The sequence below is a fragment of the Rhodococcus sp. NPDC076796 genome (assembly GCF_040702765.1).
In the GTDB taxonomy this organism is placed as follows: domain Bacteria; phylum Actinomycetota; class Actinomycetes; order Mycobacteriales; family Mycobacteriaceae; genus Rhodococcoides.
Genome location: NZ_JBFBMS010000001.1, coordinates 365,697 through 392,413, shown reverse-complemented (window position 1 = coordinate 392,413; position 26,717 = coordinate 365,697). Strand labels below are relative to the sequence as shown.

23 protein-coding genes are annotated in these 26,717 nt (G+C 65.6%); 12 read left to right on the top strand and 11 right to left on the bottom strand.

Going from position 1 to position 26,717, the window contains the following annotated elements:
• Positions 1 to 14 precede the first annotated feature (14 nt).
• Positions 15 to 1,445 carry an NAD(P)/FAD-dependent oxidoreductase gene (locus AB0366_RS01875; protein WP_366242483.1) on the bottom strand — a complete coding sequence of 477 codons (1,431 nt, stop codon included), beginning with the start codon at positions 1,443 to 1,445 and terminating at the stop codon, positions 15 to 17.
• A gap of 29 nt (positions 1,446 to 1,474) precedes the next feature.
• On the opposite strand from AB0366_RS01875, the gene AB0366_RS01870 reads away from it, so the two are divergent.
• Positions 1,475 to 2,233 carry an SDR family oxidoreductase gene (locus AB0366_RS01870; RefSeq protein WP_121870689.1) on the top strand — a complete coding sequence of 253 codons (759 nt, stop codon included), beginning with the start codon at positions 1,475 to 1,477 and terminating at the stop codon, positions 2,231 to 2,233.
• Positions 2,234 to 2,247: 14 nt separating this feature from the next.
• Here the strand turns inward: AB0366_RS01870 and AB0366_RS01865 are convergent, their stop codons facing one another.
• Genes AB0366_RS01865 through AB0366_RS01855 form a run of 3 tightly spaced genes read right to left on the bottom strand, consistent with a single transcriptional unit; the run spans position 2,248 to position 4,518 of the window.
• Positions 2,248 to 2,493 (bottom strand): DUF2630 family protein, encoded by a 246-nt coding sequence (locus tag AB0366_RS01865; protein WP_037191897.1) that lies wholly within the window; start codon positions 2,491 to 2,493, stop codon positions 2,248 to 2,250.
• Positions 2,494 to 2,509: 16 nt separating this feature from the next.
• The gene (locus tag AB0366_RS01860) at positions 2,510 to 3,757 is read right to left on the bottom strand and encodes a hypothetical protein (RefSeq protein WP_366242482.1); all 1,248 of its coding nucleotides are present in this window, start codon (positions 3,755 to 3,757) and stop codon (positions 2,510 to 2,512) included.
• Positions 3,754 to 4,518, bottom strand: coding sequence for a crotonase/enoyl-CoA hydratase family protein (locus AB0366_RS01855; RefSeq protein ID WP_366242481.1), 765 nt, complete (start codon positions 4,516 to 4,518; stop codon positions 3,754 to 3,756). Before AB0366_RS01855 ends, AB0366_RS01860 begins: the two co-directional genes overlap by 4 nt.
• 61 nt (positions 4,519 to 4,579) lie before the next feature.
• Between AB0366_RS01855 and AB0366_RS01850 the strand changes: the two genes are divergently transcribed.
• Both AB0366_RS01850 and AB0366_RS01845 read left to right on the top strand, forming a co-directional pair.
• Complete coding sequence (locus AB0366_RS01850) at positions 4,580 to 5,182, top strand: TetR/AcrR family transcriptional regulator (protein WP_366242480.1); 603 nt, start codon at positions 4,580 to 4,582, stop codon at positions 5,180 to 5,182.
• Positions 5,169 to 6,785, top strand: a complete 1,617-nt coding sequence (locus AB0366_RS01845; protein ID WP_366242479.1) for an acyl-CoA dehydrogenase family protein — start codon at positions 5,169 to 5,171, stop codon at positions 6,783 to 6,785. Before AB0366_RS01850 ends, AB0366_RS01845 begins: the two co-directional genes overlap by 14 nt.
• A 66-nt stretch (positions 6,786 to 6,851) precedes the next feature.
• Here AB0366_RS01845 and AB0366_RS01840 read toward each other — a convergent pair whose 3' ends face one another.
• Together AB0366_RS01840 and pgi are read right to left on the bottom strand one after the other, a co-directional pair.
• Positions 6,852 to 7,820, bottom strand: coding sequence for a type IV toxin-antitoxin system AbiEi family antitoxin domain-containing protein (locus tag AB0366_RS01840; RefSeq protein WP_121870685.1), 969 nt, complete (start codon positions 7,818 to 7,820; stop codon positions 6,852 to 6,854).
• 129 nt (positions 7,821 to 7,949) lie between these two features.
• Complete coding sequence (gene pgi, locus AB0366_RS01835) at positions 7,950 to 9,599, bottom strand: glucose-6-phosphate isomerase (RefSeq protein WP_366242478.1); 1,650 nt, start codon at positions 9,597 to 9,599, stop codon at positions 7,950 to 7,952.
• An 82-nt stretch (positions 9,600 to 9,681) separates the two neighbouring features.
• On the opposite strand from pgi, the gene AB0366_RS01830 reads away from it, so the two are divergent.
• Entirely contained in the window at positions 9,682 to 11,133 is a 1,452-nt protein-coding gene (locus tag AB0366_RS01830; protein ID WP_366242960.1) for an NAD-dependent succinate-semialdehyde dehydrogenase, read from the top strand.
• A gap of 48 nt (positions 11,134 to 11,181) precedes the next feature.
• On the opposite strand, the gene AB0366_RS01825 is transcribed toward AB0366_RS01830, so the two are convergent.
• Complete coding sequence (locus tag AB0366_RS01825; protein WP_032396247.1) at positions 11,182 to 11,472, bottom strand: chorismate mutase; 291 nt, start codon at positions 11,470 to 11,472, stop codon at positions 11,182 to 11,184.
• Between the two features lie 294 nt (positions 11,473 to 11,766).
• On the opposite strand from AB0366_RS01825, the gene AB0366_RS01820 reads away from it, so the two are divergent.
• Positions 11,767 to 14,259 carry a UvrD-helicase domain-containing protein gene (locus tag AB0366_RS01820; protein WP_366242477.1) on the top strand — a complete coding sequence of 831 codons (2,493 nt, stop codon included), beginning with the start codon at positions 11,767 to 11,769 and terminating at the stop codon, positions 14,257 to 14,259.
• A gap of 70 nt (positions 14,260 to 14,329) precedes the next feature.
• On the opposite strand, the gene AB0366_RS01815 is transcribed toward AB0366_RS01820, so the two are convergent.
• Positions 14,330 to 15,367 carry a M23 family metallopeptidase gene (locus AB0366_RS01815; RefSeq protein ID WP_366242476.1) on the bottom strand — a complete coding sequence of 346 codons (1,038 nt, stop codon included), beginning with the start codon at positions 15,365 to 15,367 and terminating at the stop codon, positions 14,330 to 14,332.
• Positions 15,368 to 15,607: 240 nt separating this feature from the next.
• Between AB0366_RS01815 and AB0366_RS01810 the strand changes: the two genes are divergently transcribed.
• The 4 genes from AB0366_RS01810 to AB0366_RS01795 all read left to right on the top strand — a co-directional run bounded on the left by AB0366_RS01810 (position 15,608) and on the right by AB0366_RS01795 (position 20,184).
• Positions 15,608 to 17,473 carry a hypothetical protein gene (locus AB0366_RS01810; RefSeq protein ID WP_366242475.1) on the top strand — a complete coding sequence of 622 codons (1,866 nt, stop codon included), beginning with the start codon at positions 15,608 to 15,610 and terminating at the stop codon, positions 17,471 to 17,473.
• 146 nt (positions 17,474 to 17,619) lie between these two features.
• The gene (gene sucC / locus AB0366_RS01805) at positions 17,620 to 18,783 is read left to right on the top strand and encodes an ADP-forming succinate--CoA ligase subunit beta (RefSeq protein ID WP_121870682.1); all 1,164 of its coding nucleotides are present in this window, start codon (positions 17,620 to 17,622) and stop codon (positions 18,781 to 18,783) included.
• Positions 18,784 to 18,791: 8 nt separating this feature from the next.
• Positions 18,792 to 19,703, top strand: a complete 912-nt coding sequence (sucD, locus tag AB0366_RS01800; RefSeq protein WP_121870681.1) for a succinate--CoA ligase subunit alpha — start codon at positions 18,792 to 18,794, stop codon at positions 19,701 to 19,703.
• A 139-nt stretch (positions 19,704 to 19,842) separates the two neighbouring features.
• Positions 19,843 to 20,184 carry a DUF2200 domain-containing protein gene (locus AB0366_RS01795; RefSeq protein WP_366242474.1) on the top strand — a complete coding sequence of 114 codons (342 nt, stop codon included), beginning with the start codon at positions 19,843 to 19,845 and terminating at the stop codon, positions 20,182 to 20,184.
• Positions 20,185 to 20,191: 7 nt separating this feature from the next.
• Here AB0366_RS01795 and AB0366_RS01790 read toward each other — a convergent pair whose 3' ends face one another.
• From AB0366_RS01790 to AB0366_RS01780, 3 genes are read right to left on the bottom strand one after another with little or no spacing between them, the layout of a single operon-like run.
• A complete protein-coding gene (locus AB0366_RS01790; RefSeq protein ID WP_366242473.1) occupies positions 20,192 to 21,196 on the bottom strand; it encodes a hypothetical protein in 1,005 nt (334 codons plus the stop codon).
• A 1-nt stretch (position 21,197) separates the two neighbouring features.
• Entirely contained in the window at positions 21,198 to 22,208 is a 1,011-nt protein-coding gene (locus tag AB0366_RS01785; RefSeq protein ID WP_121870677.1) for a hypothetical protein, read from the bottom strand.
• A gap of 7 nt (positions 22,209 to 22,215) precedes the next feature.
• Entirely contained in the window at positions 22,216 to 22,734 is a 519-nt protein-coding gene (locus tag AB0366_RS01780; RefSeq protein WP_366242472.1) for a hypothetical protein, read from the bottom strand.
• 209 nt (positions 22,735 to 22,943) lie between these two features.
• Between AB0366_RS01780 and AB0366_RS01775 the strand changes: the two genes are divergently transcribed.
• The 3 genes from AB0366_RS01775 (at position 22,944) to AB0366_RS01765 (ending at position 26,680) form a co-directional block, all read left to right on the top strand.
• Positions 22,944 to 24,167, top strand: coding sequence for an acyl-CoA dehydrogenase family protein (locus AB0366_RS01775; RefSeq protein ID WP_187298558.1), 1,224 nt, complete (start codon positions 22,944 to 22,946; stop codon positions 24,165 to 24,167).
• A 106-nt stretch (positions 24,168 to 24,273) separates the two neighbouring features.
• Positions 24,274 to 25,398 carry a dimethylsulfone monooxygenase SfnG gene (sfnG, locus tag AB0366_RS01770; RefSeq protein WP_366242471.1) on the top strand — a complete coding sequence of 375 codons (1,125 nt, stop codon included), beginning with the start codon at positions 24,274 to 24,276 and terminating at the stop codon, positions 25,396 to 25,398.
• 94 nt (positions 25,399 to 25,492) lie between these two features.
• Complete coding sequence (locus AB0366_RS01765) at positions 25,493 to 26,680, top strand: DUF5336 domain-containing protein (protein WP_366242470.1); 1,188 nt, start codon at positions 25,493 to 25,495, stop codon at positions 26,678 to 26,680.
• Positions 26,681 to 26,717 lie beyond the last annotated feature (37 nt).

Below are 26,717 nucleotides of genomic sequence, written 5' to 3'. Positions count from 1 at the left end.
GCCTGTTCGCGGACTCAGCGACGAGATTCGAGCAGGCGAAGCCAGATCTCGCTGACCGTCGGGTACGACGGCACCGCATGCCACAGGTCGTCGAGCGAAACCTTGCCGACCACAGCCACAGTGGCCGCATGGACCAGCTCTGCGACACCCGGACCGACGAAGGTCGCGCCGACTATCGTGTCGGTGGCCCGGTCGATCACCAGCTGCGCGCGCCCCGAGTAATCGTCCTGCTGCAGAGACGAACCCGCGACGGCGATGGCCTGTGCGACGATCTCGACGTCGATGCCCGCCGCCCTGGCCTTGGCCTCGGTCAGTCCGACGGAGGCCACCTCGAGTGGAGTGAACACCACTTGGGGAACCTGGCCGTGGTCTGCACTCGCACGGAATCTCTTGCTGTCCAACGACTTTCCCTCGGCCCTGGCGGCGATGACGTCGCCGGCCACGCGGCCCTGGTACTTGCCCATGTGCGTCAGCGGCGCTCGTCCGTTGACGTCGCCCACCGCGTAGAGCCACTCGTGGCCGGGAACGTTCAGATGATCGTCGACGTCGATGTAGCGCCCCTCCTCGAGTCCGAGAGTGGACAACCCGAGGTCCGCACTCGCCGGAGTGCGGCCCGCGGCGACGAGAATTTCGTCGACCGTGATCTCGGTGCCGCCGACGACGAGACCGACCGGGCCACCGTGGATCCGGCCGATGCCGGTGTCGGCCGGGTTCTCCCGGGCCACGGACTCGAGGGAGGCGTCGAGCATGATCGTGGCGCCGCGCTTCTTCAGAGCCTCGGCGACGAGTTCGCCTGCGAACTGCTCGGAACCGGCCAGCAACGACGAGCCGCGCACGATCATCGTCACCTTCGCCCCGAGCGAGAGCAACCAGGTGGCCGCTTCCGTCGCGACGACGCCACCGCCGATGATCGCGATATGCCCCGGGGTCTCGTGAATGTTGGTGGTATCGCGGGAGATCCACGGCCGGGCGTCGCGCAGGCCCGGGGTGTTCGGCACCGATGCAGTGGTTCCGGTGGCGAGAACGACTGCGTGCCGCGCGGTCAGCGTACGGCCGTCGACCTCGACGGATTTCTCCCCGCTGAGGCGTCCGTGACCGCGGATGACGGAGATCCCTGCCGACTCTGCCCACGTCATCTGCGAGGAATCGTCGAGGCCGTGGGTGAAGGACTCCCGTCGGGCCAGGACGGCATCGGCATCGAGGGGTTGATCGCCGACCAGTTCCTTGACCCCCGGCATGTTTCGTGCGGTGTCGAGAACCTCGCCGGGGCGCAGCAGCGCCTTGCTCGGCATACACGCCCAGTACGAGCATTCGCCGCCGAGCAGTTCGTGCTCGACGATCGCGGCGGTGCGGTCGCTGCCTGCAATCGCGTACTGCGCGGCATTCTCGCCGACCGGTCCACCGCCGATGACGATGACATCGAATTCCGAGCTGTCTGAGGCCATTGCTCCACAGTGACATAGGCTCGCCGCTTATGGCGACCACTCGGAACAAGATTCTGATCACCGGAGCGAGCTCGGGGCTCGGTGAGGAAATGGCGCGACGGTTCGCAGGCATGGGCCGGGATCTGGCGCTCTGCGCCCGGCGGGTCGAGCGGTTGGACGAACTTCGCGCCGAGTTGATGCACCACAACCCGAACATCACCGTGGTGGTCCGAGCCCTCGACGTCACCGATCACGATGCGGTGGGTGAGGTGTTCGGAAAATTGCGCGACGAACTGGGCGGCCTCGATCGAGTGATCGTCAATGCCGGGCTCGGCAAGGGCGCGAAGATCGGTACCGGGCGAGCCGACGCGAACCTGCAGACCGCCCGCACGAACTTCATCGGGGCGCTCTCGCAGGCCGAGGCCGCGCTGTCGATCTTCCGTGAGCAGAAGCGCGGGCACCTGGTGTTCGTCTCGTCCATCAGCGCCGACCGGGGACTACCGGGGGCCAAGGCGACCTACTCGGCCAGCAAGGCCGCGGTGGCCTCGCTGGGTGAATCGTTGGCCACGGAGCTGTCGCGAACCGACATCGCCGTCACCACCCTGCTGCCCGGCTTCATCGCCACCGACATGTCCGCCAAAGCGGGCGACAGTGCCGCTCTCACAGCCACTCTGGACGAGGGAGTATCGGCGATGGTCGACGCGATCGAGAGCGAAACCCGCCGCGCCGCGCTACCCGGACTCAAGTGGCGGGGCATCGACGCGGCGCTGCGGTTCCTGCCGAACGTGCTGACGGATCGGATGGTCTAGCTCCAGGGCCGGGGTTACTGCAAGTACCCCTCGACCCGGTCGACGCTGTTGGCGGTTGCGGTGTCGGGGTTCTTGCCTGCGTCGATGCGAGCCCGACGCTGGCGGAGCAGGTCCCAGCACTGGTCGAGGGCGTGCTCGAGCGATGCCAGTTGGGCCTTTTCTGTGTCCGGGTCGATGTCGCCCGACTGGGCCTCGGTGCGAAGCTTGTGCTCGGTGGCGATGAGCTGCTGGATCTTGGTGTGGATATCGTGCTCGTTCATGGCGACAACGGTAGACCTACCAGGGTTTGGCGGCCAGATTCCGCGTCGCCAGGGCTCGTTGCACGGCCGCGGTGAGCTCGGCCGTCGATCCGGCCAGAGCGTCGTCGGTGCACACGAGCGAGAGTGTGTAGTTGCCGTCCAGTCGGGAGAGGTAGGTCGACATCCTGATCGTCGACAGCGCGCCCGACGGGTTCGGATGGATCGCGCGGGTCGCGAGTCCGCACGATCGGTGGGAGCCCAGTGCGGAGACGCCGTCGGGTATGTCGCCGATGTTGGAGCACAACACTTCTCCGCGCCCCGGGGTCGACGTCAGCTTCGCGGCGACGCGGTGGGGGAGCAGCTGGACGATCTCGGGTGGATAGCCTGCGGGTGCTCCGACGGGCTTGCCGAACGCTGCCTTGCACGCTGCGCGGATGGCCGCGGGCGAGGCGTCTCCGCGGACGGCGACGGTGGCCATTCCGATCGCGTTGGCATCACCGGACCCGGTGCGAAAAGGAATGTCGACGGTCACCGCGGGCGACCCGAGTTCGCTCATCGTGGCGGCGACGACGGAGACGAACAGCGAATTTGCTGATCCGCCGACGCGTCGCGCAGCCGAATCCCACTCCGCAGCATCGATATCCACGATCACCGACTGCATCCTGCGTGCGTGGTGCGGTGCGATACCGCCGCTGTCGGCGGTGGTGAACGCCCGCAATTCTGCTCGGGCCTTCTTACTGACCCACAATCTCGCCGTCGCCGCGATGGATCGTAGGAGAACCGTGACGATCATCGAGATCGCGTCCTTCACATCCGAGCCCGGTTGCAGCACCGGCACCGGTGTCGATCCGGAGAATGCCTGTGCGGCAGCGTCGATGAGCTCGCGAGCATCGGCCAGCGCGTGCGAACACACCAGAGACAGCACGGTGCCGCCGTGTGCAACGGGCGCGGCCGTCAACCGCCAGCCGGGCCCGTACTGCGGGTCGAGTCGAACGTCTGCCTGTGCATCGGCCCATCCGATGATGTCGTCGACCGCCTCGGTGCCGTAATCGAGCGGAAGCGATTCGATTGAGATGTCCCATCGAAGTCGTGCCCCGGGTGTGCGGGGCTTGCCGACTCGACGACCGAGCTGCCCGACGGCCAGTTCGTCGTGGACCCGGTGGAGTTCTTCTTCGCCCACCGTCTCGGTGGTGCGCCAGATGCCTTGCAGTGCAATGGGAATTCCGTAGCCGCGGTGGGTACGTAGAAATATCTCGTCGATCACCGACAGTCGTGTGGATTTCACGGGCTCGCGGTGCCGTGTCGTCCCGCTCCCGACGCGAACCTGCTCGCGCCGCTGAGGGCGTCGGCGTTGATGGAGATGGCACCGTGCCGGAATTCGTTCTTCAGGGCGGACTCCTCGTCGAGGCCGTCCTGTTCCAGCAGGGACAGTCGATCCTCACGCATACAGGTCTGCGGCAGCAGCGCGAGTTCGGCAGCCAACGCCTCCGCTTCCGACCGGGCTCGGCCCACCGGGACCACCCTGGTGATCAGGCCGATGTTCAACGCCTCCTCGGCGTCGACGGCACGACCGGTGAGGATCATGTCCATCGCCCGGCCGGTGCCGACGATGCGCGGCAATCGCACTGTGCCGCCGTCGATCAACGGAACGCCCCAGCGCCGGCAGAAGACGCCGAACGTGGCGTCGTCCTCGGCGATGCGTAGGTCGCACCACAGAGCGAGTTCCAGTCCGCCCGCGACGGCGTATCCCGACACTGCCGCGATGACGGGCTTGGACAACCGCATTCGCGTCGGGCCCATCGGGCCGTCCCCGTGTTCGGTCGCGTGATTCGAGCGCGGTGTGCCCAGGGCCTTGAGGTCTGCTCCCGAGCAGAAGGTGCCGCCGTCGCCCCACAGGACTGCCACCGAGGCGGATTCGTCGGCGTCGAACTCCTCGAACGCCTGGATCAACTCCTGGGCGGTGGGGCCGTCGACGGCATTGCGTGCCTCCGGGCGCGACAGGACGATGGTGGTGACGGGGCCTGATCGCTCGATCCGTACCGGCATGTCAGTGAACGTTACTCGAGTTCTCTTGCATGAAGCAATGAATCAGTGCTTCAATCCTTGCATGCCGTACCGAAGAACCCCTGCAGTGCAGGCCAGGCTCGATGCCGCACGCAAGAAACTCTTCGCCGCCGCCATCGAGGTCCTCTCGACGCAGGGGTACGCCGGCCTGTCGGTGGCGTCGGTCGCCGCTGCAGCAGGGGTGTCCTCCGGCAGCGTCTACACCCATTTCGAGGGGAAATCGGATCTTGTGGTCGCGATCTTCCGCGAGGTCTGCAGTCGGGAGGTTGCCGCAGTGGTCACCGCGTGCGAGCGCGGCAGCGCCGTCGAGCGAGTGACCGCAGTGGTGCAGACCTTCGCCGGACGCGCCCTGAAGAACCGGACGATGGCGTATGCCCTGCTGGCCGAACCGGTGGACCCGGCCGTCGACGCCGAGCGGTTGGTGTTCCGGCAGAAATTCACCGACGCCTTCGCCGACGCGATCGTGGCGGGCATCGAAGCAGGAGAGATCCCCGAGCAGGACGCGGCGATCTCGGCAGCAGCTCTGGTCGGTGCCGTCGGCGAAGTGATGGTCGGCCCGTTGTCCTCGCACGATTCGGTGGATCCAGTACCCAGTCTCGTCGCATTGTCGTTGCGCGCGTTAGGAGTTCGAGATGGACACGCATGAGGTATTCAACCAGGCAATCGACCTGACCCCCTACGACACCTCCGCGGACCCGTCTTTGCTCGACGGTGTGGCGCGGGCAGGTGCAGGCTGGGCACTCGACGAGGTCCGCCGGCTCGGGACTCTGGCCGGTGGAGTGGCGGCCCAGGAGTGGGGCAGGCTCGCCAACGAGAACCCGCCCGTGTTGAAGACCCACGATCGGTACGGGCACCGCATCGACGAGGTCGAATTCCACCCGCATTGGCACGATCTGATGACCGTTGCCGTCGAGCACGGACTGCACGCCAGTCCGTGGGCCGACGACCGCGTCGGAGCGCACGTTGCCCGCGCCGCGAAGTTCTACGTCTGGGGGCAGGCCGAGGCCGGGCACATGTGCCCCATTTCGATGACCTACGCCGTCGTTCCGGCGTTGCGGCACAATCCTTCTCTGGCTGCGCAGTACGAGCCGCTGCTGGCGTCGAGGGAGTACGATTTCGGCCTGCGGACCCCGTCGAGCAAGCGCGGACTGATCGCAGGCATGTCGATGACGGAGAAGCAAGGCGGATCCGACGTACGCGCCAACACCACCACCGCCACGCCGTCTTCGGACGGAACGTATTCGATCACCGGCCACAAGTGGTTCACCTCAGCGCCGATGTCGGACATGTTCCTCACCCTGGCGCAGGCACCGGGCGGGCTGTCGTGCTTCATGCTGCCGCGCGTGCTGCCCGACGGCACCAGCAACCGAATGATGCTGCAGCGCTTGAAGGACAAGCTCGGCAACAAGTCGAACGCATCCGGTGAGCTCGAATACCACGGGGCCACCGGCTGGCTCGTCGGCGAAGAGGGTCGCGGTGTGCGCACCATCATCGAGATGGTCAACATGACCCGGTTGGACTGCGTCATCGGGTCCGCGGCCGGAATTCGCAACGCTACCGTGCGCGCAGTCCATCATGCCCGTCATCGGTCTGCGTTCGGGGCCGCACTCGGCGATCAGCCTCTGATGCGAAACGTGCTGGCAGACTTGACCATCGAATCCGAAGCCGCCACTGCCGCCATGATCCGGCTGGCGCAGGCCACCGACGGTTCGGCCCGCGGCGACGAGCAGGAGAGCGCACTGCGTCGAATCGCGTTGGCCGTCACCAAGTACTGGGTCTGCAAACGAGCACCGGCACACGCCGCGGAAGCACTCGAATGTCTCGGTGGCAATGGCTACGTGGAGGAATCCGGGATGCCTCGGTTGTTCCGTGAATCGCCGCTGATGTCGATCTGGGAAGGTTCCGGGAATGTCGCCGCACTCGATTCCCTCCGTGCACTGGCCCGCCAACCCGACAGCGTCGAGGCGTTCTTCGGTGAGATCGGCCAGGCGTCGGGCGCGGATTCTCGCCTCGACGACGCCATCGCCCGCGTCGGCAAGGAACTCTCCGACACCTCCACCATGGAATACCGGGCCCGGCGAGTCGTCGAACTGATGGCCCTGACCTTCCAAGGCGCGCAACTGGTGATGCACGGGGATGCCGCGGTTGCCGACGCCTTCTGCGCCAGTCGACTCGACCGAGACTGGGGCATCGCCTTCGGCACCCTGCCGACAGGAGTCGATACGGCGGCAGTGTTGACGCGGGTGTGATGCGGCGGATCGGCTCTGGGGGGATCGGCTCCCCATATTTGGATTTGTGACGCTGATCGGAGTCGGTTATCCGAAACTGGGGAGCTGATTGGGCACCAGCCGCTGGTCTCCGAACCACCCGGCCGGCGTAGGAAGGCCTGCCGCGCGGGCGAATGCCTGCTCGAAGCGGCGAAGTAGTGTTCGAGGATCGTCCAGGTCCCGCCAATTCCACCGCACGATCACCCACCCCAACTCGCGGAGCCGGTCCTCTCGATACTTTTCGTCGAGCAGTACCTGCTTGGAGTCGTACTTCGATTCGCCGTCGAACTCACCGATCACTTTGAACTCCCAGAACAGAAAGTCGACCCGTCCGACGAAGCGGCCCGCACCGTCGTACACCCATTGATTGAGCAGCGGAGTCGGCAGGGGGAGCGTCTCGAAGAGCACCCGACTTCGAGATTCGCCGACGCTCTCGCTGCGCCCGCTCATCAGTGACACCGCACGTCGGGCGGCGGAGATACCGGTGCGGAACCGTGCCGACTCCACCGCCGTCGACAGTGCGTCGGAATCGGTGTGGCCGGACCTCAGCGCGCTGTCGCCTACACACACGGACCGCTCGACGGTCGTGGTGCGCGCGATGTCGACGACGGTGCGGGCTGCCGTGGTGACCGGAAAGCCGTTGACAGTCGTCCGCTCGGTGGGTTCCAGCGTGGTGCCGTGGAGAATTCGGAGCGGGCGACGCTTGCTGGCGTAGTCGAGTCCGTGCGTCATGTGCACCCTGTCCAGCGGTAGCTGCCAGATGTCGAAGCCCCATGCGATGGCCGCCGAGACGTGGCTGAGCACGTGGTCCGCGGGCGCGGATGTCAGATAAGACCGCGCCAGCAAGGAATGTCTTTCGGTCGGACTCGCTGATTGCAGAACCGCATGCGGCACGTAGAACCCCGGCCTCAGTACCGACAGTTCACCGGTGCGGCGAAGTCTCCGCAGGTCGTCGTCGGTCAAGCCGAACGCGAGCGCATCGGCCCGGGTGAACAGATCCGTCTGGGGTAAGTCCATGACTGCTTGGACGCGCCGGGTGTCGAAACGGATCCATCAGCAACGGAAAAGCTCCCCACTTTTGGATTTCCGACGCCGATCGGAGGCGCATATCCAAAAGTGGGGAGCTGATTCGCGACGGAGTGGCCCCTAGACCGAACGACCCCGCTGCGAGCGGTACCAGCGCACCAGTGCGTCGGTGGATGAATCCGATTGTGCGGCAGGAGCTTCGGTGTCGGTGAGTACCGGCGTCAGTTCGAGGGCCTGGGTCTTGCCGAGTTCGACGCCCCACTGGTCGTAGGAGTCGACGCCCCAGATGACACCTTCGACGAACACCTGGTGCTCGTACAGGGCGATCAACTGGCCGACCACCGACGGCGTGAGCTTGGGGGCGAGGATCGAGGTGGACGGGCGGTTGCCGGGCATCACCTTGTGCGGCACCACATCTGCCGGAGTGTCCTCGGCGGCGATCTCCTCGGCCGTCTTGCCGAAGGCAAGCACCTTGGTCTGGGCGAAGAAGTTGCTCATCAGCAGATCGTGCATCGAGCCGGTGCCGTCGCGGGTGGGCAGATCGTCGGTGGGTTCGGCGAATCCGATGAAGTCCGCAGGCACCAAACGTGTTCCCTGGTGCAGCAATTGGTAGAAGGCGTGCTGGCCGTTGGTGCCCGGCTCGCCCCAGAAGATCTCGCCGGTCGGCGTGGTGACGGGGGAGCCGTCGGCCTTGACGGACTTGCCGTTGGACTCCATCGTCAGCTGCTGCAGGTACGCCGCGAAACGGGAGAGGTCATTCGAATACGGCAGCACTGCACGGGTTTCCGCGCCGAAGAAGGAGCTGTACCACAGGCCGACGAGGCCGAGCAGAACCGGCGCGTTCTCGGCCAGTGGTGTGGTGCGGAAATGCTCGTCGATGCGATGGAAACCGTCGAGGAACTCGCCGAACGCTTCCTTGCCCACAACGGCCATGACCGACAACCCGATTGCCGAATCGACGGAGTAGCGTCCGCCCACCCAGTCCCAGAAACCGAACATGTTGGCGGTATCGATACCGAAATCCGCAACCCGCTCGGCGTTGGTGGACACGGCAACGAAGTGCTTGGCAACGGCGTCCTCACCGAGCGCATCGACGAGCCAGCGCCGCGCCGCGGTGGCGTTCGTCAGCGTTTCGAGGGTGGAGAACGTCTTGGACGCGATGATGAACAGCGTCGACGCGGGGTCGAGTCCGTCGAGCGCACCGACCAGATCGGCGGGGTCGACGTTCGAGACGAACTTCGCAGAGATCCCGGCGTCGGCGTAGTGGCGGAGCGCGTTGTAGACCATGACCGGTCCGAGGTCGCTGCCGCCGATACCGATGTTGACGACGGTGGCGATCTTCTCGCCGGTGGCGCCGACCCATTCGCCCGAACGCACTCGGTCGGTGAATTCGCCCATGGCCGTAAGGACTTCGTGTACATCGGCAACCACGTTCTGGCCGTCGACGGTCAGGGAAGCGTCGGTCGGCAGACGCAGCGCAGTGTGCAGAACGGCGCGGTCCTCGGAAGTGTTGATGTGCTCGCCCGCGAACATGGCGTCGCGCTTGCCTTCGACATCGGCGGTACGGGCCAGTTCGACGAGCAATGCGAGGGTCTCACTGGTGATTCGGTGCTTGCTGTAGTCGATGTGCAGGTCCGCGGCCTCGAGGGTGAACGTACGACCTCGGTCGGCGTCATCGGCGAACAGAGTTCGAAGATGAGTATCGGCAATCGCGGAATGGTGATCGGTCAGCTTCTGCCAGGCATCCGTGCCGGTGATATCGACGCTCATACGAGCCAACACTAATGCGGGGCGGCACCGCGCGCGCGTCGTTCTCGTTTGCGTCGGGCGCTGCGGAGGCATCATGGACGGTATGGACCAACGTGCATTGATCGATTCGATTCCGGCAAAACTGTGGATCGGCGGAAAGGCCGTAGACGCCGAAGGAGGTAAGACGTTCCCGGTGAACGATCCGGCCACCGGGCGGCCCCTGACGGAGGTGGCCGACGCATCGCCTGCCGACGCGATGAAGGCGCTCGACGCAGCCGCGGCGGCGCAGAAGAGCTGGGCGGCAACACCTGCCCGCGAGCGCAGTGAAATTCTTCGAGCTGCGTTCGAGAAGGTCACCGAACGCGCCGACGACATCGCGCTGCTGATGACCCTGGAGATGGGTAAGGCCCTCGCAGAATCCAAGGCCGAGGTGAAGTACGGTGCCGAGTTCTTCCGCTGGTTCGCCGAGGAGGCAGTACGCATCGGCGGTCGCTACACCCCGGCCCCGGCGGGCAATGGACGAATCCTCGTCACCAAGGCTCCGGTGGGGCCCGTACTGGCGATCACACCCTGGAACTTCCCGTTGGCGATGGGCACCAGAAAGATCGGGCCCGCTCTGGCCGCCGGCTGCACCATCGTCGTCAAGCCCGCTCGTGAGACCCCACTGACGATGCTGTTGCTGGCTCAGATCTTCGACGAGGTCGGCTTGCCCGAAGGTGTGCTCTCAGTGCTGACGACGTCGAAGTCCGGCGACGTCACCGGACCCCTCATCGAGGATCCGCGGATGCGCAAACTCACCTTCACCGGCTCGACGGGCGTCGGCAAGTCTCTCGTCCAGAAGTCCGCGACCCGGCTGCTGCGCACCTCGATGGAGCTCGGCGGCAACGCACCGTTCGTGGTGTTCGACGACGCGAACATCGACGACGCGGTGGACGGCGCGATGCTCGCCAAGATGCGCAACGGCGGCGAGGCCTGCACCGCGGCGAACCGATTGCACGTCCACAACAGCGTGCGCGAGGAGTTCACCACCAAACTCGTGGCGAAGATGGCCGAGATGAAGCTCGGCCCCGGCGTCGACCCCGATACGAAGCTCGGACCACTGATCAACGCCGATCAGCTCGAAACCGTGCAGGAACTGGTCGACGACGCGGTGGCCAAGGGGGCGACGGTGGCGCTCGGGGGCACCGCGCCGGGCGGCGACGGCTACTTCTACCCGGCGACCGTCCTCACCGAGGTGCCTGCCGAGGCGAGAATCCTGAAGGAAGAGGTGTTCGGGCCGGTGGCTCCGATCGTCGGCTTCGACACCGAGCAGGAAGGTATCGACGCAGCCAACAACACCGAGTACGGCTTGGCGTCGTACATCTACACGGAGAGTCTCGATCGTGCGCTACGGGTGGCCGACGCCATCGACAGTGGCATGGTGGGCGTCAACCGCGGAGTGATCTCGGACGCGGCGGCACCGTTCGGTGGGGTGAAGGAATCGGGATTCGGCCGCGAAGGCGGATCCGAGGGTATCGAGGAGTACCTCGAGACCAAGTACATCGCTCTGAAGTGAACGAACGCAGGTCGGGTGCGCACTCGGCGCGCCCGACCCGGGCTGGAATCAGTGGCCGAGACGACCGCGGCCGAGACGGAGCAGGAGCATGGCCAGCGTGTGGCCTTCCTGGCCCAGGCTGCTGAAACGCTCCAGAACCTTCATCTCACGGCTGTGAACCAGGCGCGGTCCGCCGGAGGCCATGCGGGTGCGCCCGATGATCTGCGAGACCTCGGAACGACGTCGCACTGCGGCGAGGATCTCGGCATCGAGGCGGTCGATTTCCTGACGCAGGTCGTTGATCTCGGCTTCGCTGGTGGGCAATGCGGTCTCTGAGTCGATCTTCGTCGTCATGGCCATCGTCTCTCCTCGGGTCACATCTTGGATCGTTGCGTCGTCCGTCACCGTTACGCCTTTCGTATTCGGAACTGCATCGCCGATCGTTCGGTTCCCGTCCGGAACCGGGCGTTGCGTCTATCGACAGGCTCCTGCACGCGCGGCCGAACAACGGCCGACCCGATGCAGGCGATGACGTACGGTTTTTTCGATCACCGATCCAGTGTGCCACGGGTCAACCCTCCTGAAAAGTCGTCGGTTCGGCCGACGACCACGGGATGTGGGTTTGTCGGTACGCGCCGGTAACCTGACCACACGATGAACACATTCCTCCAGGGCCTCCAATCCCGACAGAACACCTCGTCCGACGCACTGCTGGAAGGGCTCAATCCTCAGCAGCGTGAGGCCGTTGTGCACACCGGATCTCCGCTGCTCATCGTGGCCGGAGCCGGGTCGGGCAAGACGGCGGTGCTGACGCGTCGCATCGCGTATCTGCTGGCCGAGCGAGGAGTGTCACCCGGCCAGGTGCTGGCCATCACGTTCACCAACAAGGCCGCTGCCGAGATGCGCGAGCGAGTCGCCGGACTCGTGGGACCGCGAGCGAACGCCATGTGGGTCTCGACGTTCCACTCGAGTTGCGTGCGGATTCTGCGCGCGCAGGCTGCGCTGCTGCCCGGTCTGAACTCGAACTTCTCCATCTACGACGCGGACGACTCTCGGCGGCTGCTGACGATGATCTCCAAGGATCTGCAGATCGACACCAAGAAGTTCTCGGCGCGGCTGCTCTCGACGGCGATCTCGAACCTGAAGAACGAGCTGATCGGACCCGACAAGGCGGCGGAGGATGCCGACGGTGATCCCGCCGAGCTGCCCAGGCTGGTGGCCAAGGTCTACGGCATCTACCAACAGCGGCTGCGCGCGGCCAACGCCATGGACTTCGACGACCTCATCGGCGAGACGGTGGGCATTCTGCAGGCGTTCCCTCAGGTGGCCCAGTACTACCGACGCCGGTTCCGGCACGTTCTGGTCGACGAGTACCAGGACACCAACCACGCCCAGTACATGCTGGTCCGCGAACTGGTCGGTACCCCCGACGCCGACGGTGCACTCGAGGGCACCGTCGCGCCGGGCGAGCTCTGTGTGGTGGGCGACGCGGATCAGTCCATCTACGCCTTCCGTGGTGCCACGATCCGCAACATCGAGGAATTCGAGCGCGACTATCCCGACGCGCGGACCATCCTGCTCGAGCAGAACTACCGATCGACGCAGAACATCCTCTCGGCCGCCAACGCGGTGATCTCGCGCAACATCGGCCGACGCGAGAAGAAGCTGTGGACCGACACCGGCGAGGGCGAGTTGATCGTCGGTTACGTCGCCGACAACGAGCACGACGAGGCATCGTTCGTGGCCTCGGAGATCGACCGACTCGTCGACGGCGGAGACGTGCGCTTCGACGAGGTGGCCGTCTTCTACCGAACCAACAACTCCTCGCGTGCGCTCGAAGAGATCTTCATCCGACTCGGACTGCCGTACAAGGTCGTCGGCGGCGTCCGATTCTACGAGCGCAAGGAAGTACGTGACCTCGTCGCATACCTGCGCGTGCTGTCCAACGAGGACGACACCGTCAGCATGCGGCGCATCCTCAACACTCCCCGCCGGGGGATCGGCGACCGTGCCGAGGCCTGTGTCGCCGTGCACGCCGAGCAGCGCGACATCAGCTTCTCGCGCGCGTTGCACGACGCGGCCGCGGGCAAGGTGGCGTTGCTCAACTCGCGGCAGCAGAAGTTGATCGCGCAGTTCATGGAGTTGCTCGACGAACTACGCGCAGTGCTCACCGCGACCGACGGGGACGGCAACGACATCGCAGACATCGGCGATGTCGTCGAAGCCGTTCTCGACCGCACCGGCTACCGCGCCGAACTCGAAGCCAGCAGTGATCCGCAGGACGGTGCACGCCTCGACAACCTCAACGAACTCGTCAGCGTCGCACGGGAATTCACTTCCGAGGCGCGCAACCAGGCCGCAGTGGCGGCGGAAGCTCTCGAAACCGGGGACGACGAGAACGGCGACGAGGACGGTGGCGTCGACGGGTTGGCCGAGCCGGGGTCGCTCGCGGCGTTCCTCGAACGGGTATCGCTGGTGGCCGACACCGATCAGATCCCCGATTCGGGTACCGGCGTCGTCACCCTGATGACGCTGCACACCGCCAAGGGTCTGGAATTCCCGGTGGTCTTCGTGACGGGCTGGGAGGACGGCCAATTCCCGCACATGCGGGCGCTCGGCGACCCCAACGAACTGTCCGAGGAACGACGCCTGGCGTACGTGGGCATCACGCGGGCGCGGCAGCGGCTCTACCTCACGCGCGCCATCATGCGCTCGGCGTGGGGCCAGCCCATCGCCAACCCGGAATCGCGCTTCCTGCAAGAAGTTCCGCAGCACCTGATCGACTGGCGACGCGAGGATCCGGGCACCGGGGGAGGCCGAGCCATCGGCGGGGGCAGATCCGGCAGTTACGGCTCGGGTGGCGGATATGGCTCGAACAGTTACGGCTCGAACAACTACGGCTCGGGCAGCTACGGCGGGTCCTCGAATCGCGGTCAGAGTTCGACGCCGAGTTTCGGTGCCGCCAAGGGCCGCAACTCCAACCTCGTTCTCGCCGTGGGCGATCGAGTCAGCCACGACAAGTACGGCCTGGGCACGGTGCTGGAATCGACCGGTGCCGGAGTCAAGGCGATGGTGTTGATCGACTTCGGTTCGGCCGGCCGCGTGAAGATGATGCTCATCGGCGGCGTCCCGATGACCAAGCTCTGAGCTTTTCGGTACACGAAAAAGCCGGGCCCTGCGAAAGCGGGGTCCGGCTTGTTGTCCGATGAAGGAGAATTCAGTCCATTTCGGGTCCGAGGGAGATTCCTCGGGACGCGAGCCACGGAAGCGGGTCGATCTTGACCTCGCCCGGAAGGTGGACCTCGAAGTGCAGGTGCGGGCCGGTGGAGAAGCCGCGGTTGCCCATGGTTGCGATCTGATCGCCCGCCATGACGTCCTGACCGACAGTGACGGTCGAGGTGTCGATGTGGCCGTAGACGGTGATCGTGCCGTCGGCGTGCTGCACGCGAACCCACATACCGAAGCCTGCGGCGGGACCGGAGTCGATCACCTTGCCGTCGGCGACGGCGTAGATCGGAGTTCCGATGGCGTTGGCGACGTCTACGCCGGCGTGGAGAACGCCCCAGCGGGTGCCGAAGTTGGAGGTGTAGGTGCCCTGCGCCGGGAGTGCGAACAGCGGCCTGCGAGCAGCGGCTTCGCGTGCGGCACGCTCTTCGCTGAACCGCTGTCCCTTGGCGAGCAGGTCGTTGAACTGGCTCAGATCCACCGGTGCAGCGATGCTGAGAATCTGCGGTGCCTCCGACGGCGTCGCGCTGGACGAGTCGGCTTCGATCTCGGTGGTCTGCGGAGTGGTGGTGGCCGCGACTGCTGCAGCGGCGGGTGCTTCACCGGCGGCGAGTGCGTACTCGGAGGTGGCGACTGCGGCGGGTGAGTCGTCGTTGACGACGGCCTGGCCTGCCGCGACAACCGCACCGGCGGCGACTGCGAGAACTGCAGCCCGGCCCTTGAGTGCGGTGGGGGGAAGGGGAATGCGGTGTGCGCCGCCGCGACGGGCCACGGGGGTGGCGTCTGCGGTGGTGGCGAACGAGGTGACGACGGTCGGCGACTCGTCGGCTGCGATGTACGGAGTCTCGACGAACTCGGCCTCGGCGTACTGGGCCTCGGCGTATTGGTGCGTGGGGTAGGAGTACGCGTCGTACGCGCTGTTGTCCTCGGCAGGCTCGGAGATGGGCTCGTAGCTGTACACCGTGGTCGCGTCTTCGGCCGTTGGTCGAGAGAACCGGCTTGACGTGAAGGACGCACGGTGTTGCTGCAAGACCTACAACCTCCGTTATCCGTGACCTGGCCGTTACTGAAAGACTCGGCAGACGGTAACGAAATGATTGCGGGGCGCGCAAGTTAACAGCCCAAACCGGCGTCATATGTGAGATGGCTCACAAGTCGACCAGCGGTTATGTCGTGACGAGCCACATTCGTAATCGGACACGAGAACCCGTGGACGGCACACGGCGACAGTAACGGTTCTCGCACCGATCGAGCCGATACCGTGATCCGAGTGCCGACTCCCACCTTCGACGACTCGTCCGCCCGCGGCTCCGAGCGAGCGGAACCACAACGGATCCGACCCCAGGAAGGGGAGTTCGGCCGAGCGGACGATCCGTCGCCCACCCCGCGCATCGCGCTCGCCGTCGTACTCGCTCTGATCGCTGCGGTCGCCGCGGTGGTGGCCCAACTGATCGGCGTCGTCCGCAGCGTCGACGGTTCGCCGGTGGGTGACGGGGCAATGGTGGCCGCGATCCTGGCCGGTGCCGTCCCCGTCGTCGTGGTCATCGCAGCCGCGGTGTGCGTGGTGGGCAAACGCGTCGAGTTCGCTGCGGCGCTTCTGGCCGGATACGGCGCAGTGGCACTCGGATTCACACTGCTCGACGTCGCCCTGTTGTCCGATCCCATCGACGCGAATCGGCTCGAGCTCTTCCGCCCGCTGAGCGCCGCGATGCTCGACGCCACCCCCGGCGCCTACGTTCTGCTCGTCGGTCACGCTGTGTCGGTTCTGGCGGGTGTTGCGGGGTGGTCTGCGGTGCACCGCGCCGGGCTCGGTGACGGGTACGGCCACTCGGTGTATTCCGAGCACGTGGGGCGCGCGGCCGCGGGGCGTGTCGGGCCGATGCTCGCGGGGCTGCTCGGCGCGTTCGGTGTGCTGGCGGCGGTTGCGGCGTTCGCCTCGCTGTACCGCTCGTCCGATCCGGTGGTGATCGTGACGGCGGTGGTCGAGTCGCCGGTGTTCGTCGCGGTGGGCTCCGGAGTTGTCGGTATCGCGGCACTCGTCGTGGCCGCATCTGCGCTGGCCGCACTGTCACCGCAGGTGGCGTCGGGTGCATCCGTCGGAGCCGGGCTCGGGGTGCTCGGGTTCGCCGGGGTCGGTCTACTCGCGGGACTCGGTACCGGTGACCGGGTGGATGCCGGACTCGGTGCCTACCTGGGAACGGTCGCCGGGCTCGGACTACTGGTCTGCGGCGCAGTGCTCGCGCCCGTCGCGGCAGCGCGCGACCGTCGAGCGCTGGAGAGCGCGCAGCAGCGCGAGACGGGTACGCGAGGGGTCCGCGGCGTCGCCGGTCCCGGAACGACGAGGTGGCACGCCGCAGCCGGGACTGCAGGAGTGCTGTCCGGCGTGCTGTTCGTCGCCGGATCGTTGCTGCCGATTCTGGAGACCGACTCGGGGATCGCCGCGCCACAGATATTGGCCACTCGCGTGGTCTTGGTCGCCGGATTCGTGATGATTCTGGGTTCGGTGCCGCTGCTGTTCTCCGAGTTCGCCTCGGCTGCGCGGCCGTTCGTGTCGATGTTCTGGCTCGGCGCGGTGGCTGCTGCGGCCGCGGTTCTGCAGTCGGTGGTGCTCGCCGAGGACGTGGAGGGGGTGAGCACCGGCGTCGGCGCTCTGGCGATCATCGCGGGCGTCGTGGCGGCGGTGACGACCGGATTGCTGGCACTGTTCGCCGGATCGGCCGAGCGCGACGACGTCGACACGTCCCAGGACGCAGCGACCGACGGCGTCGTGCTCGGCACCGGATTGTTCGGTGCTGTGCTGCTGGCGGTGGGCCTGGCCCTGCCCCTGTATCGAGGCAGCGACCTGACGGCCGCGACGGTCACCGAGTTCCCGTGGGGCTGGGACACCTGGGGACAGATGCTGCTCGCCGTCGGAGTTGTTCTTGCCGCCGTCGTCGCGGCGCGAGCTCGGCCCGCGCGCGGCAGCGTCCTGCTCGGCGGGGCAGCCGTCGCCGGGATCGTGCATCTGGCGTCCTGGCCTCTGACATCTGCGCGTGCCACCGATCCGGAAATGGGCCCCGGCGTCGTGCCGTCGGTGGTCGGAATCGTCGTTCTCGCTGTCGCGGCGGCACTTTCGGCCCGCCGCACGGATCGGTGACTCCGATTGCACCGGCCCGGTAGCGGTGAGATAGGCCACATAGCATGCATGCGCCCGATGCGCCGTCGGGGCACCTGGATAAAGTCCATGCTCAGACCCGCTCACACCCCTGGAGCGGGCGTCAACGTAGACGAGACGGTGAGCTGATGGATCTCTTCGAATACCAGGCGAAGGAATTGTTCGCCAAGCATGGCGTACCCACCTCCGCAGGTCGTGTCACCGACACGGTCGCCGGAGCAACAGAGATTGCCGAAGAAATCGGCAAGCCAGTAATGGTCAAAGCGCAGGTCAAGGTCGGCGGCCGCGGCAAGGCCGGTGGCGTCAAGTACTCCAAGGACGTCGCAGCAGCCACCGAGAACGCAGAAGCGATTCTCGGACTCGACATCAAGGGCCATGTCGTCAAGAAGCTTCTCGTTGCAGAAGCCTCCGACATCGCCGAGGAGTACTACATCTCCTTCCTGCTCGATCGCACCAACCGCACCTACCTCGCAATGTGTTCGGTCGAGGGTGGCGTCGAAATCGAGGTGACGGCGGAGGAGAACCCCGACGCACTCGCACGTATCCCGGTCGACGCCGTCAAGGGCGTCGATCTTGCTTTCGCTCGTGAAATCGCCGAAAAGGGCAAGCTTCCCGCCGAGGTGCTCGACGCCGCTGCGGTGACCATCCAGAAGCTGTGGGAGGTCTTCATCAACGAAGACGCTCTCCTGGTCGAGGTCAACCCGCTGGTTCGCACCCCGGACGATCAGATCCTCGCCCTCGACGGCAAGGTCACGCTCGACGCCAACGCCGACTTCCGTCAGGCCGGCCACGCCGAGTTCGAGGACAAGGACGCAGCCGATCCCCTCGAGGCCAAGGCCAAGGAGAACGACCTCAACTACGTCAAGCTCGACGGACAGGTCGGCATCATCGGAAACGGTGCCGGACTGGTCATGTCGACCCTCGACGTCGTCGCATACGCGGGCGAGGCACACGGCGGCGTCAAGCCCGCCAACTTCCTCGACATCGGCGGCGGCGCTTCGGCCGAGGTCATGGCCGCGGGCCTCGACGTCATCCTCGGTGACGAGCAGGTCAAGAGCGTGTTCGTCAACGTCTTCGGCGGAATCACCGCATGCGACGCCGTAGCCAACGGCATCGTCGGCGCACTGCAGAAGCTGGGCGACGACGCCAACAAGCCGCTGGTCGTCCGTCTCGACGGCAACAAGGTCGAAGAGGGCCGCAAGATTCTCGCCGACGCCGCGCACCCGCTGGTGACGCTCGCCGGAACCATGGACGAGGGCGCCGACAAGGCCGCCGAGCTGGCAGCGAAGTAGAGGAAACCATGTCAATTTTTCTGAACAAGGACAACAAGGTCATCGTCCAGGGCATCACCGGCGGCGAAGGCACCAAGCACACCGCCCTGATGCTCAAGGCCGGAACCCAGGTCGTCGGTGGCGTCAACGCACGTAAGGCCGGAACCACGGTCAAGCATGTCGACGCCGACGGCAACGACATCGAACTCCCGGTCTTCGCTTCGGTTTCCGAGGCCATGGAGAAGACCGGAGCCGACGTCTCCATCGCGTTCGTGCCGCCGGCATTCTCCAAGGACGCCATCGTCGAGGCCATCGACGCGGAAATCCCGCTGCTCGTCGTCATCACCGAGGGCATCCCCGTGCAGGACTCCGCGTACGCGTGGGCCTACAACGTGGAGAAGGGCAAGAAGACCCGCATCATCGGACCGAACTGCCCCGGAATCATCACCCCCGGTGAGGCTCTCGTCGGCATCACGCCCGCGAACATCTCGGGAACCGGCCCCATCGGCCTGGTCTCCAAGAGCGGCACGCTGACCTACCAGATGATGTTCGAGCTCCGCGACTTCGGATTCTCGACGGCCATCGGCATCGGCGGCGACCCCGTCATCGGAACCACCCACATCGACGCCATCGAGGCATTCGAAGCGGACCCCGAGACCAAGATCATCGTCATGATCGGTGAGATCGGCGGCGACGCCGAAGAGCGCGCAGCCGACTACATCAAGGCCAACGTGACCAAGCCGGTCGTCGGCTACGTCGCAGGCTTCACCGCTCCGGAGGGCAAGACCATGGGCCACGCCGGCGCCATCGTCTCCGGCTCGCTGGGAACGGCGCAGGCGAAGAAGGACGCACTAGAGGCCGCAGGCGTCAAGGTCGGCAAGACGCCGTCCGAGACCGCTGCCCTCGCGCGCGAAATCCTGGAATCGCTGTCCGTCAAGTAGGACTCGCTTCTGTGAAAAGCCCGCCACCGATGTCGGTGGCGGGCTTTTTCGTGCGCCCCCGGCTTCGCGTCAATGGACCACTGCATGCGTCTGGGCGGTGCAATGTCACATTCACGCGAAGGGGTCTAGATTGATCCGCGTGCACAGGATCTTCACCACAGCCTTCAGCTCGGTCTATCCGCACTACGTGAACAAGGCCGAGCGCAAAGGCCGGACGAAAGCCGAGGTCGACGAGATCATTCGATGGCTCACCGGTTTCGACCAGTCGGCCCTCGACCATCATCTGCAGGCCGAAACGACGTTCGACGACTTCTTCGCGGCGGCGGACCTCAACTCGAACGCGGAGCTGATCACCGGAGTCGTCTGCGGCATCCGCGTCGAGAACGTCGAAGACCCCCTGATGCAGAAAATCCGCTACCTGGACAAGCTGATCGACGAACTCGCCAAGGGCAAGAAGATGGACAAGATTCTGCGCGGATGACCCTTGCTCAGTAAATCGAATGAGTGAGAGTTGCGGTATAGGTATCGGCGAGCAGATCACTGTTCGGCACCAAGATGTTCACCGTGGCCGTCCAACTGGTCAGACACGCCACGCCCCCACCGGTTTTCGCGTCGACGGCGGTAGCCGAGAGCGGCACGTTGCTGACGCCGGGGGATTTCACGAACAGAAGTAGGCAGTTGGTCTCGGGAGCGGAGTAGGACGCGACCGGCGTGACCGTCCTCCCGGTGTTTTCGCCGCGGAACGGCGACAGGCTCACCGTGGAAGTCCAGTTGCCGAGTACGTTGACCACGCTCAGGCTCATGTTCCCGGTCCATGGCACCCCAGGAGTCAACGCACCCTGCCCTGCTTGTGCGATCAGTCCGCTGTTCGCCTGAATGTTCAGCAAGCTCGCGGCGGGTGCTGCAGCCGCGCGAGCGGCAGCCTCAGGAGATGGGACGGCGCTGATCGAGGTGGTTGCGTCCGGAACCGACGTGGGCACCGCGGTTGTCGATGACGCGCCTGTCGGCTCGACGGTCGCGGTGGTCGTCGGCACTGTTGTGGTGGTCGGGACTGCCGTGGTCGTCGGGACTGTCATGGTCGTCGGGACTGTCATGGTCGTCGGGACTGCCGTGGTGGTGGGGACTGCCGTGGTCGTCGGGACTGCCGTGGTGGTGGGGGTCGGTTCCATCGTCGGCAGGGCGGCTGCGGTCTCGGTGGGGGAAATCGTCGTCGGCACAGTCGGCACGATCGGCACAGTCGGCACTTCGGTGGCTTCCGTCGGTGAGGGTGTGGTTGTGACGATCGGCTCGGAGGGTGCGCACTCGACCGTCGGCGTCGGCGTGGTTGTCGGTGCGATCGGGTCGGCTGGAACGGGGGTAGTCGTCGGTGTCGGGTCCGCCGCGCATGCTGTTGCGGTTGTGGGTATCTCGGGTGAGGGTTGTGCCGATACCGCCGGATGGGCGGTGGCCGCAAGGACCACCGCCAATCCGACTGCCATTGCCATACGTCGCATGTCAGGTGGTCCTTCGTTGCCGAATCGCCACGAGGAATGCTGCCGCGACGGCGATGATTCCCAACGCAACGGCCGCCCAGATCCACGCTGGAGTACCCGACTCGGACGAGGATCCTGCTGCGGCGACCGACCCCTGGTCGGGGAAAGTCAGTTCGACGTCCGATGTCTTGTTCACCAACCCACTGGTGATGGTGATCGCCGCCTGCCACGGCCCTGCCGGGAGAGCTGCATCGAGTGTGAAGGTCACGTTCCCCGTCTGGCCCGGCGCGATGGAACCACCCGACCCCTTGACCGGCGTACTGGAAATCCCGCCGGGACCACCGGAGAGCTCGACCGTCCCGCTCGGATCGAGGGCGCGCCCGCCGGTGTTCGTCACTTCTGCACGTACCTCCGGTGCGCCCGAGTCGCTGCGTGCCGCGGTGACGCCGCCGATCTCCAGATCGGCCGGCGGACCGTTTCCGGGACCGACCGAGAGGTAGGTGCGGATTCCGGCTCGGCTGACGTTCTGGATACCCGTCCCGGTCGGTGCCGCGGCGGTCTGCGCCCATACGACGGCGTACTGCTCACCTTCGGGGGCGTCCGGTGGAACCGCGATGGTCACCACCGCTTCGGCTGCGGCGTTGGGAGCGAGCGTGATGTCCGTCGGTGCCACGGACATCCACGTCGTCAGTTCGTTGACGGCGCGGTCGTCACCCACTTCGAAGCCGCCGTCGTCCGCTCCGATCGAGGCGGCGGCGGGGTACAGCGTCACCGGTTGTTCTTGATCGCTGCTGTTGCTGACCTCGATGCGCCTGGTGATTGTGGTGCCAGGAGGCAGGTTGTCGATGATGTACGCCATCGCTCGTGGGTCGTCCTGTAGGGCTACCGGCGCTTCGAGCAGTCGTATTCCGACGCTGCCCACCGGCGCCGGTTCGGTTGGCTGTTGAGCGACAGCCGGAGCCTGGGCGACGAGCGCTGAAGCGAACGTCAGAAGAGCCAGAACTCCGACTGCCAATCCCCGATTCGGTGACATCTACAGATCATGCAACCGAATGTGTGACGGTGCCCGTGTAGGTACCGGCTACGACCTCGGAGGGCAGATCGACCTCCACGGTGCCGGTCCAGGTGGCGGTATTGGCACCGATGACCGCGGTAGCGACGACGACTGCCGTTGTGGAGTCGATGGTCTGCGGTACCAGTACTCCGGCCACCGTCGAGATTCCCGTACGTGCAGGCAGGAGCGGTGCCGAGTAGGTGACGGCCGACGCGGGAATCGTTGCCGGGTCCGGCGAGGGCTTCTCGAAGTCACTGCTGATTGCCGACGCGGTCCAACCGTTGATACCGAGTCGCTGGTCGGAAACGACGACCGGCGTGATTCCTCCGCTTGCAACGTCCCCGGTGACCGTCAGCGCCTGGCTTGCGGGCGCGGTGATGTTGAGTGCGCCTCCGAGCACCGTGAAGGTCAGGACGGTGTCGGCGGCATTGGAGACAGCAGGGGAGATGACGGCAACAGCGAGAGCACCGGCAGCGGCGGCGGTGGCGAACAGTGACTTGCGCATAGGGGGCGTCCTAGGGGAGGGCGAGCGAATTGGCTCACCGGCTTGTGATGTGCAACACAATAAGCCTCGTCGGTAGTGACGCGTTACAAATTGCAGATAACTGTCACGGGGTCTTTTTTGGGGGTCGAAACGGACCTGAAACGTAGTTCTTAAAATCATGCTGAATCGAAGTGTGGTCATCGATCAGCCGTCGGACTTCACTGATCGTCATGACAACCACCGAGAACCGTGCCCTCACCAAGTCCTGGCCCGACGCCCCCACCACTGCAGCCGGATGGATTTCCCGCGCGGGTGAGGTGGCTCAACTGCTCGCAGTCGATGCCGTCGCTCGCGACAAGGGCCGCGAGATTCCCGCCGCCGAGGTGCAGTTGCTCAAGGACGCGGGCCTGGTCACCCTGCTCGGCCCCATCGAACATGGTGGCGCAGGCCAGGACTGGCCCACCGCGTACCAGGTCGTTCGCACGGTCTCGAAGGCCGACGGATCCATCGGCCAGCTGCTCGGCTACCACCTGCTGTGGTTCTGGGCCGCCCGACTCGTCGGCACCCCCGAGCAGATCGAGGCCGTCGAGGCAGACGCCACGAAGAACAAGTGGTTCTTCGGCGGTGCCGTCAACCCTCGGGACAACGACGTCGCCGTCACCGACGAGGGCGACACCATCGTCTTCGACGGTTCCAAGACCTTCTCCACCGGCAGCCGCGTCTCCGACGTCACCGTGCTCGAAGGGGCACTCGAAGGCAGCACCGATCACGTGTTCGCGATCGTGCCCTCGAACATCGAAGGGCTGTCCTTCCATGACGACTGGGACAACATCGGCCAGCGGCAGACCGAGAGCGGCAGCGTCACCATCGACAAGGTTCGCGTCGACTGGGCGAGCGCAGCAGGGTTCGTGGACAAAGCTTTTCAGCCGCGGGTCTACAACACCCTCAATGTCCCGACCATTCAGCTGGTGTTCGTCAACTTCTACCTCGGTATCGCCAGGGGCGCTCTCGAGGAGGCTGCGTCGTACACCAAGGACAAAACCCGCGCGTGGCTGCACAGCACCGTGGACAAGGCCGTCGACGAGCCGTACATCATCGACATCTACGGCGATCTGACCTCCAAGCTCTGGGCCGTCGAAGCCCTCGCCGACGCAGTTGCGTTGGAAGGAAAGAAGATCCACGACAACGCCTGGAACGTCACCGCCGAAGAACGCGGTGAGCACGAGGTACGCGTCGCCGCCGTCAAGGCTCGCGCCACGGAGGTCTCGCTCGAGATCACCGGGGCGGTGTTCGAGGCGCTCGGCGCACGAGCGACGGCCAGCAAGTACGGCTTCGACCGCTTCTGGCGCAACGTGCGTACGCACACCCTGCACGATCCGGTCGCATACAAGCGACGCGAGGTCGGGCGCTGGGTTCTCACGGGCGAACTGCCCGAGCCGACCTGGTACTCGTAGTCCCGACCTCTGGCCCCGATCCGACCCCCGATTTCCGGATCAATGTGACATTCACGCCATCTGAGTGCGTGGATGGCACATTCATCCGCTGAAGGATGACGCACACATGAGCACCGAAAAAATCACCGACGCAATCAAATTCGCATACTGGGTACCGAACGTCTCGGGAGGCCTGGTCACCAGCACCATCGAGCAGCGCACCAGTTGGGATTACGAGTACAACAAGAAGCTGGCGCAGACGGCAGAGAACAACGGTTTCGAGTACGCCCTGAGTCAGGTTCGTTACGAAGCCAGCTACGGGGCCGAGTTCCAGCACGAGTCGACCAGCTTCTCGCTTGCGCTGCTGCTGGCGACGGAGAGGCTGAAAGTCATTGCCGCAGTACATCCCGGGCTGTGGCAGCCGGCGGTCCTCGCCAAGCTCGGTGCCACTGCCGATCACCTCTCGAACGGCCGATTCGCCGTCAACGTCGTCAGTGGCTGGTTCAAGGACGAGTTCACCCACCTGGGTGAGCCATGGCTCGAGCACGACGAGAGATACCGTCGCAGTGCAGAATTCCTGCAGGTGCTGCGAAAGATCTGGACCGAGGACGACGTCGACTTCCGCGGTGACTTCTACCGGATCCACGACTTCACCCTCAAGCCCAAACCGCTGAACACTCCCGATCGCCCCAACCCCGAACTGTTCCAGGGCGGCAATTCGTCTGCGGCGCAGGAGAATGCCGGACGGTACTCGGACTGGTACTTCAGCAACGGCAAAGATTTCGACGGCGTCACCGAACAACTCGACAATCTCCGACGCGTTGCGCGTGATCACCGGCGTGAGGTCAAGTTCGGGCTCAACGGCTTCATCATCGCCCGAGACAGCGAGAAGGAAGCCCGAGACACATTGCGCGAGATCATCGAGAAGGCGAACAAGCCCGCTGTCGAAGGTTTCAAGGGAGCGGTGCAGCAGGCGGGCAATTCGACGGGCGACAAGAAGGGAATGTGGGCCGATTCGACGTTCGAGGACCTCGTTCAGTACAACGACGGCTTCAAGACCCAGTTGATCGGCACCCCGGAGCAGGTGGCCGAGCGAATCGTCGCCTACCGTCGCCGCGGCGTCGACCTGATTCTCGGCGGATTCCTGCACTTCCAGGAGGAGATCGAGTACTTCGGGGCGAAGGTCCTGCCGCTGGTTCGGGAGCTCGAAGCTGCCGACTCGAACGACCACGAGCTGGTTGCTTCCCGCTGACCTGGAGTTCCTCGAGCGGTCGGGTCCGTGCAGTAGCGTGAGTTCTCGGACCCGACCGACCTGGGGTACGGACAATCTCAGATGAGGAGACGCGATGACCTACTCGCCCGGCAGCCCTGAATCAGGGGGCTCCAACTCTGGTGGCTACGGCGGAGGTGGACCGTCCTACGGCCCGTCGTCCTCGCCGAATCAGCCGTCGTCCAACCCACAAGGTCATCCGGGCCAGAACCAGCCGTTTCATCAGCCGTCGGTGTCCAATCCCTTCGGCCCTCCGGTCCCCGGCACCTCGGCGCCGGGCCCGGGTTCCGCTGCACCGCAGTCGAAGTCGCCCGGATCAGCTCTGTCGAGTCTGCCGAAGATTCTCACGTTCGTGATTCTCGGGCTCGGCGTCGTCACCTTCCTGCTCGGACTGCTCGACCTCGTGACCGCCGAGGTCACGTCGTCTCAGGAACTGCCGAGCAGCATCCAGACCTCGTTCAGCACCACCTTCTTCGCGTCCGGTGGAAGCGCGGTGTCGGTTGCTCTACTGCTGGCCGCGGGCTTGATCGCCGGTGCCTCGCTGCTGCAGAAGGACGCCAGGAATCAGGCCGTGGTGGCCGCCCTGGCGATCGCCGGTTGGCTGGTGCTGGTCTTCCAGTCCTTCAGCCTGCCCAGCGCGGAGGGCAACGAGTTCGCGAGCACCACCAGCTCGCTCGGTATCGGTGCGATCCTGGTGCTCGTCCTCGGCTTCGTCCAAGCAGCCGCCGCGGTGGCTGCACTGCTGCTCGATGCGGGCATCGTCAAGGCCCCGGCTCCCAAGCCCGCGGGCTACGGCAATCAGAACCAGCAGCCCGGATACGGCCAGCAGAACCCGTACAACGCGCCGACGACATCGTTCGGTGGACCGTCGCAACCGCAGGCTTACGGCAATCCGCCGTCGTACGGTCAGCCCCAGGGAACCTCGTCGAACTTCGGTCAGGGTCTCAGCGGTCAGGCACCGAGCGGACAGTCGTCGGGGCAGCATTCCTACAACCCGGGTGGACAGCCGCCGTACGGACAGTCCGCCCCCAACACCCCGTCGCCCCAGGGCGGTTATGCACCGCCGCCGTACACCGGTCCGAGCGGCCCGGCCGCCGGGCAGGCCTACCCGCCGAACCAGTATCAGTACGGCCAGCCGTCCGGATACGGCCAGCCCCCGGCCAAGTCGGACGAGCCCGAATCGGGTGAACAGTCGACGCCGTACGGCGCGCCCACGCAGTCGTTCGGTGCCACTCCCGCCGAGGACGAGAAGAAGCGCGACTGATTCATTGCTTCATCACAGCTCGCTTCGCGGCGCGCCT

What these genes read in the sequence shown, in the direction of transcription:
- AB0366_RS01850 (WP_366242480.1), top strand. Translation starts at nt 4,580, where the DNA reads ATGCCGTACCGAAGAACCCCTGCAGTGCAGGCCAGGCTCGATGCCGCA.
- AB0366_RS01825 (WP_032396247.1), bottom strand. Translation starts at nt 11,472, where the DNA reads ATGGCCATGACGACGAAGATCGACTCAGAGACCGCATTGCCCACCAGC.
- AB0366_RS01775 (WP_187298558.1), top strand. Translation starts at nt 22,944, where the DNA reads ATGACAACCACCGAGAACCGTGCCCTCACCAAGTCCTGGCCCGACGCC.
- AB0366_RS01780 (WP_366242472.1), bottom strand. Translation starts at nt 22,734, where the DNA reads ATGCGCAAGTCACTGTTCGCCACCGCCGCCGCTGCCGGTGCTCTCGCT.
- AB0366_RS01830 (WP_366242960.1), top strand. Translation starts at nt 9,682, where the DNA reads ATGGACCAACGTGCATTGATCGATTCGATTCCGGCAAAACTGTGGATC.
- AB0366_RS01785 (WP_121870677.1), bottom strand. Translation starts at nt 22,208, where the DNA reads ATGTCACCGAATCGGGGATTGGCAGTCGGAGTTCTGGCTCTTCTGACG.
- sucD (WP_121870681.1), top strand. Translation starts at nt 18,792, where the DNA reads ATGTCAATTTTTCTGAACAAGGACAACAAGGTCATCGTCCAGGGCATC.
- AB0366_RS01855 (WP_366242481.1), bottom strand. Translation starts at nt 4,518, where the DNA reads ATGCCGGTACGGATCGAGCGATCAGGCCCCGTCACCACCATCGTCCTG.
- sucC (WP_121870682.1), top strand. Translation starts at nt 17,620, where the DNA reads ATGGATCTCTTCGAATACCAGGCGAAGGAATTGTTCGCCAAGCATGGC.
- AB0366_RS01765 (WP_366242470.1), top strand. Translation starts at nt 25,493, where the DNA reads ATGACCTACTCGCCCGGCAGCCCTGAATCAGGGGGCTCCAACTCTGGT.
- AB0366_RS01845 (WP_366242479.1), top strand. Translation starts at nt 5,169, where the DNA reads ATGGACACGCATGAGGTATTCAACCAGGCAATCGACCTGACCCCCTAC.
- AB0366_RS01865 (WP_037191897.1), bottom strand. Translation starts at nt 2,493, where the DNA reads ATGAACGAGCACGATATCCACACCAAGATCCAGCAGCTCATCGCCACC.
- AB0366_RS01875 (WP_366242483.1), bottom strand. Translation starts at nt 1,445, where the DNA reads ATGGCCTCAGACAGCTCGGAATTCGATGTCATCGTCATCGGCGGTGGA.
- pgi (WP_366242478.1), bottom strand. Translation starts at nt 9,599, where the DNA reads ATGAGCGTCGATATCACCGGCACGGATGCCTGGCAGAAGCTGACCGAT.
- AB0366_RS01870 (WP_121870689.1), top strand. Translation starts at nt 1,475, where the DNA reads ATGGCGACCACTCGGAACAAGATTCTGATCACCGGAGCGAGCTCGGGG.
- AB0366_RS01790 (WP_366242473.1), bottom strand. Translation starts at nt 21,196, where the DNA reads ATGCGACGTATGGCAATGGCAGTCGGATTGGCGGTGGTCCTTGCGGCC.
- AB0366_RS01820 (WP_366242477.1), top strand. Translation starts at nt 11,767, where the DNA reads ATGAACACATTCCTCCAGGGCCTCCAATCCCGACAGAACACCTCGTCC.
- AB0366_RS01840 (WP_121870685.1), bottom strand. Translation starts at nt 7,820, where the DNA reads ATGGACTTACCCCAGACGGATCTGTTCACCCGGGCCGATGCGCTCGCG.
- sfnG (WP_366242471.1), top strand. Translation starts at nt 24,274, where the DNA reads ATGAGCACCGAAAAAATCACCGACGCAATCAAATTCGCATACTGGGTA.